Source organism: Pseudomonas sp. MWU16-30322 (assembly GCF_020515535.1).
GTDB classification, from domain to species: domain Bacteria; phylum Pseudomonadota; class Gammaproteobacteria; order Pseudomonadales; family Pseudomonadaceae; genus Aquipseudomonas; species Aquipseudomonas fluorescens_H.
Genome location: NZ_JAIWYL010000024.1, coordinates 1 through 4342, shown reverse-complemented (window position 1 = coordinate 4342; position 4342 = coordinate 1). Strand labels below are relative to the sequence as shown.

Genomic DNA, 4342 nt, shown 5'->3' with positions numbered 1-4342 from the left:
AGTGATCGTGAAGGATCCTATTTGCCGAAACCGCCAAGTGATGTGGATACATGGGTCTTGAAGCCATAGGTTGCATCGAGCAAATATGTAAACTCACCTGAAGGGTACATGCGAGATATGGATACGGAATTCAAGATTCTTGAAACAGTGGCGCAACGGCTCGGTGATAACAAGGGTGCAGTTGGAAGGATCGACTTAATCTCCGAGAAGGCTGTCTGCCCTAGCTGTACGGATGTGATCACCCAGTTCCGTGATCGCTATCCAAAAATTCAACTGAATGTATTTGCAGTGGAAAATTGAATATGCGAGTCGATAGTATGTTTAATCAGGCTAGAGCTATGGTTGCAGGGAACTATAGCTACGCGATTGATGAACTTGGTTTTCTTCCGGAACAAGCGTTTGCGTATACTCAAGATGAATTGGAGCGTCTTATGCGAGCGGATGCTCCTGGCGCTAACGCAGTTCTTCAGACTGCTATTTATATGGAAGGCATTCGTCGTGGGCTAAGGCTGTCAAGGGAAAGTCAATATGCGATTGATATGTTGGAGGTTTTGGCAGATACGTACGAAAAGTGCAGCGTTGAGAGTCTTATAGAAATCGGCGTTGATGATAAAGAATTAGAGATTATCCAGTCTGATATGGACACTGTTAGAAAATTGTTTTTGTGATTGAAATTATTAGGCCGGGTTTCAATTGCTTCTATGAAGGTGGACCTGTGATAAATGAGGGGTAAATGGGGACAGACCACGTTTAGAAAACACTCGGAAAATGTGGTCTGTCCCCGTTGACCCAACTCGGTCGAAGCGGCGAAGAACGCCGACGACCCGCGCCTTAAAGCAGTCAAATATGCTCAAGCTGCCATGGCGTTGAACGACCTCGGCGGTATGGCGGGAAGCGCCGAAGGTGCGGGTTCGGACTATGGCAAAAAACAGGGCTCTGCCAGCAATGGTTCGTTGATAAAGATCGGCACTGAACTGGCGAACACCCACAGCAAGAGCACCAGTGAGTACAACAGTCAGACAGCGAAACAAAGCACGATCAATGCGGGCCAGAACCTGTTGATCATCGCTGATGGCGGGGTGCCGGGAACGGCCGGTGACATTCATATCGTCGGCAGCAGCTTGAAAGCCGCCGACACTGCGCTGATTGCCAAGAACAACATCGTTCTGGAAAGCGCGCAGAACACCGCTGACTGGGCCAACAACGGCAGCAATAACAAAACCGCCATCGGGGCGAGCTTCAACCTGGGCGAACAGAATGGCTTCACCCTTGACCTAGGTGCGTCGGTTGCTAAAAACAAGGGTACCGGTAGCTCGGTTACCCAGGTCAATACGACCCTGGATACTGGCTCGCTGTCCCTGCACAGCGGTAACGATACGACGCTGGCAGGCGCACAGGTTCGGGCCGACAGTATCAAGGCACTGGTCGACGGTAACCTCAATATTACCTCGCGTCAGGACACCGAGACTCAGAGCAGTAAGCAGGGCAGTGCGGGCTTCGGCGCCAGTATCTGTATTCCGCCATTCTGCTATGGAGCAACCGTCACTGGGTCTGCGAGCCTCGCCGCTGGCAACATGAACAGTGACTACAAGGCAGTGACAGATCAGAGCGGCCTGTTCGCCGGCAATGGTGGCTACGACATCACCGTTGGTAAAAACACCACTCTGCAAGGGGCAGTCATTGCCAGTGAGGCAACGCCAGACAAGAACCTGCTGAGTACCGATCGGCTGTTCGTCAGTGACATCAAAAACACGAGCGAGATCAGTGCCCAGTCGGCCGGTATTTCGCTGTCGTATGGTGGCAAGTCCGGCACAAGTGTTGGCGGCAGTATTCCGCTGGCGCTTGAAGATTCGGATCAGAGCAAGACCCGCAGTGCTGTCAGCGAAGGCACCATCATCGTTCGCAATTCGGCAGGCGTGAACGATCTGGTCGGGTTGAATCGCGATACCGCAAATGCCAATGAGACTCTGGATAAACCTGATCAAAAAGCCATTCAAGAGCGGATTGATCTGATTCAGAGCACGGTTTCGCTGTCGCGAAACATAATCGGCAAAGTGGCAAGCGCGCAGCAGCAAGCGGCTGCTGACAAAATGAAGTCAGCCACGACCGACGAGGAGCGTCTGGCTGCACTCATCGAGCTTAAAAGTTGGGAGGTGGGCGGCGAAAAACGCATCATGGCGGATGTTGCGGCAGGTTTGATTGCTGTGGGCCTGGGAGGCGTGGGCGGCACGACGGCCATCGGTATCGTTGCCAACACCACGGCCAATGACGCGTTCAAAAAAATCGGCGACTACGCCGACAAGCAAGCACGCGATGCTACTGACAGTGTGACTCAAGCGGCGTGGGCCGAAGGCGGGGCCGCACGCGTCATGCTGCACTCGCTGGTTGGCGCGGTAATGGGGTTGTCGGGCAGCAGCGTTGCAGCTGGTGCGCTGGGTGCAGGAGTCTCAGCGGCTCTGATGCCAATGATTGCCAAAGCCCTGAAAGATAGTGGCCTCAGCGACAAGCAGCAGGATTCGTTGACCACCTTGATTGCTTCGGGTCTTGGCGCGGCGGCGGGGTCTGGTGGCGGAGCAACAGGTGCGACGACTGCGGTTACCAGTGCAACCGGTGTCGAGATGTTCAACCGCAAATTGCACAAGCAACAGGAAATCCCGCTGCTGAAGAAAAAAGCTGAGGAGCTGCAAGCGCGTGGAGGATCGCGCTCGGGCGCTCAGTGGGAAGATTTGTTACTGCTCGCAGCCAGCACTGAAGTAGACGCTGCCGGTCTCGCACATCTGAAAAGCGTAATGCAAAACGCTGTCGGTGATGATCCGGAGTCCAGGAACTTCGCTGTAGATATGGGCGACGCATATGCAGCAATCAACCAATTGGCCGGTCAAAAAATCCCGCTGACCTGGAGTGACGGTCGACCGATTATTGCCAACGGAGCACCGGTTTACGCGTTCAATGCGACAGATGCGCAATTCAATGACTCTACCTTGTTCAATGCTGACGGGACCTATGGCCCGGGAGCTGTGTACCAGCACTGGAGCCAGTTCGGTAAAGACCAGACGACTCAGTATGAAAATGAGCTATCCAGCATTTCGACCTACGCGTCCGATTTAGCGAACACTGCTGAACGACTGTCGGCCATTTCGGGCAAAGGAATATTGTCATCCACTATTATTGATGATGTGCTCCTTTCGATGACCGGGATTCGCAGTGGCAAGGTTGTTATCGATGCGGTTCTGGAGGCGCTGGCGAAGAAGCAGGTGGCGAAAGATGTCGTAAGGACCGCCGGTGCAAAAGGTAGCTCGATAGTTGATGCTGTGAAAGATGCACTAGACCGAATAGCGCAGAACCCCAAAGGCCCTGATTTAACAGGTAAGCAGCCCGGGGTAATTCTACAGCAGCAATCTGATAACCGAATTAGCGATCTTGAATCGCAGAACAATAATTCAAGTCTTCAACCAAAGGATTTTCAATTGAGTATAGGAGGAAAGACGCTCCAAGCTGACCCTTATCTCAGTGTTGGTGCGCCTGTTTATTCTGGCACTACGACATCAGATGTAATAAGCTATTTTAGACAGTTGACAGGAACTGAATATATGCCAGTCGTAAAGTCGATTTCCGGGAAAGGGGATGTTTATGCTGCAACGATTACTTCTGGAGCTAACGCAGGTAGTAAAATTACGTTGAGGAATTTCTCGAACTCAACTCAACAGTCAGGCGCAGCTTGGACCATAGATGTAATAAATCCGTCTATTAATGCTGGGAAACGAATCGAGATTAAATTCAAATGAATATAGATTTTTTGTACTCAGCTATTCTAAGTAGCTCCTTCGGTCTATCAATTGGATCGATTTGGCAGCACTTAAGTGTGGAAATTTCGCACTTGAAAATAAGTAATGAAGAAAGAGCGGAAATTTTTCTCGAATTACTGAGGCGTCTAATGCTCGAAGGGCATTTAAAGCTGGCGTCAGATGGAAATTATCTCTCTGGTAGTATTGATGAGCAAATTAGTATCATTGCACTCGCATGGCCTGTTCACCCTGAGGAGGATGAACTTGATGGTTTTGGATTTTGGTTTTTAACTACCGTTCCGGTTGGAGTAGTATGGTTTACCTCCGCTGGCCAGGAGATATGGACATAATTTATCTAGGTTAGTTGGTGCAAAAGGCACAGCGGGAACCCCAGTAACGAAGGGGCCTTGCTGCTTTGCTGCGGGTACGAAAGTTTCTACACCGCAAGGCGACCGCGCTATTGAGTCGCTCAAGGTGGGAGATGTTGTCTGGAGCAAGCCTGAGAAAGGAGGCAAGCCGTTCGCTGCTGCCATTCTGGCAACGCATCAGCGTTCGGA

General features: G+C 51.4%; 3 protein-coding genes and 1 pseudogene. All 4 read left to right on the top strand.

Going from position 1 to position 4342, the window contains the following annotated elements; all coding sequences use genetic code 11:
- Positions 1-90 precede the first annotated feature (90 nt).
- A pseudogene (locus LCH64_RS28160) lies at positions 91-300 on the top strand (deaminase domain-containing protein); the annotation flags it as partial.
- 2 nt (positions 301-302) lie between these two features.
- Positions 303-668 carry a hypothetical protein gene (locus LCH64_RS28155; RefSeq protein ID WP_226501956.1) on the top strand — a complete coding sequence of 122 codons (366 nt, stop codon included), beginning with the start codon at positions 303-305 and terminating at the stop codon, positions 666-668.
- Between the two features lie 192 nt (positions 669-860).
- Positions 861-3785, top strand: a complete 2925-nt coding sequence (locus LCH64_RS28150; protein WP_226501955.1) for a hemagglutinin repeat-containing protein — start codon at positions 861-863, stop codon at positions 3783-3785.
- Complete coding sequence (locus tag LCH64_RS28145; protein WP_202368474.1) at positions 3782-4135, top strand: DUF596 domain-containing protein; 354 nt, start codon at positions 3782-3784, stop codon at positions 4133-4135. Before LCH64_RS28150 ends, LCH64_RS28145 begins: the two co-directional genes overlap by 4 nt.
- The last annotated feature ends 207 nt before the right edge of the window (positions 4136-4342 follow it).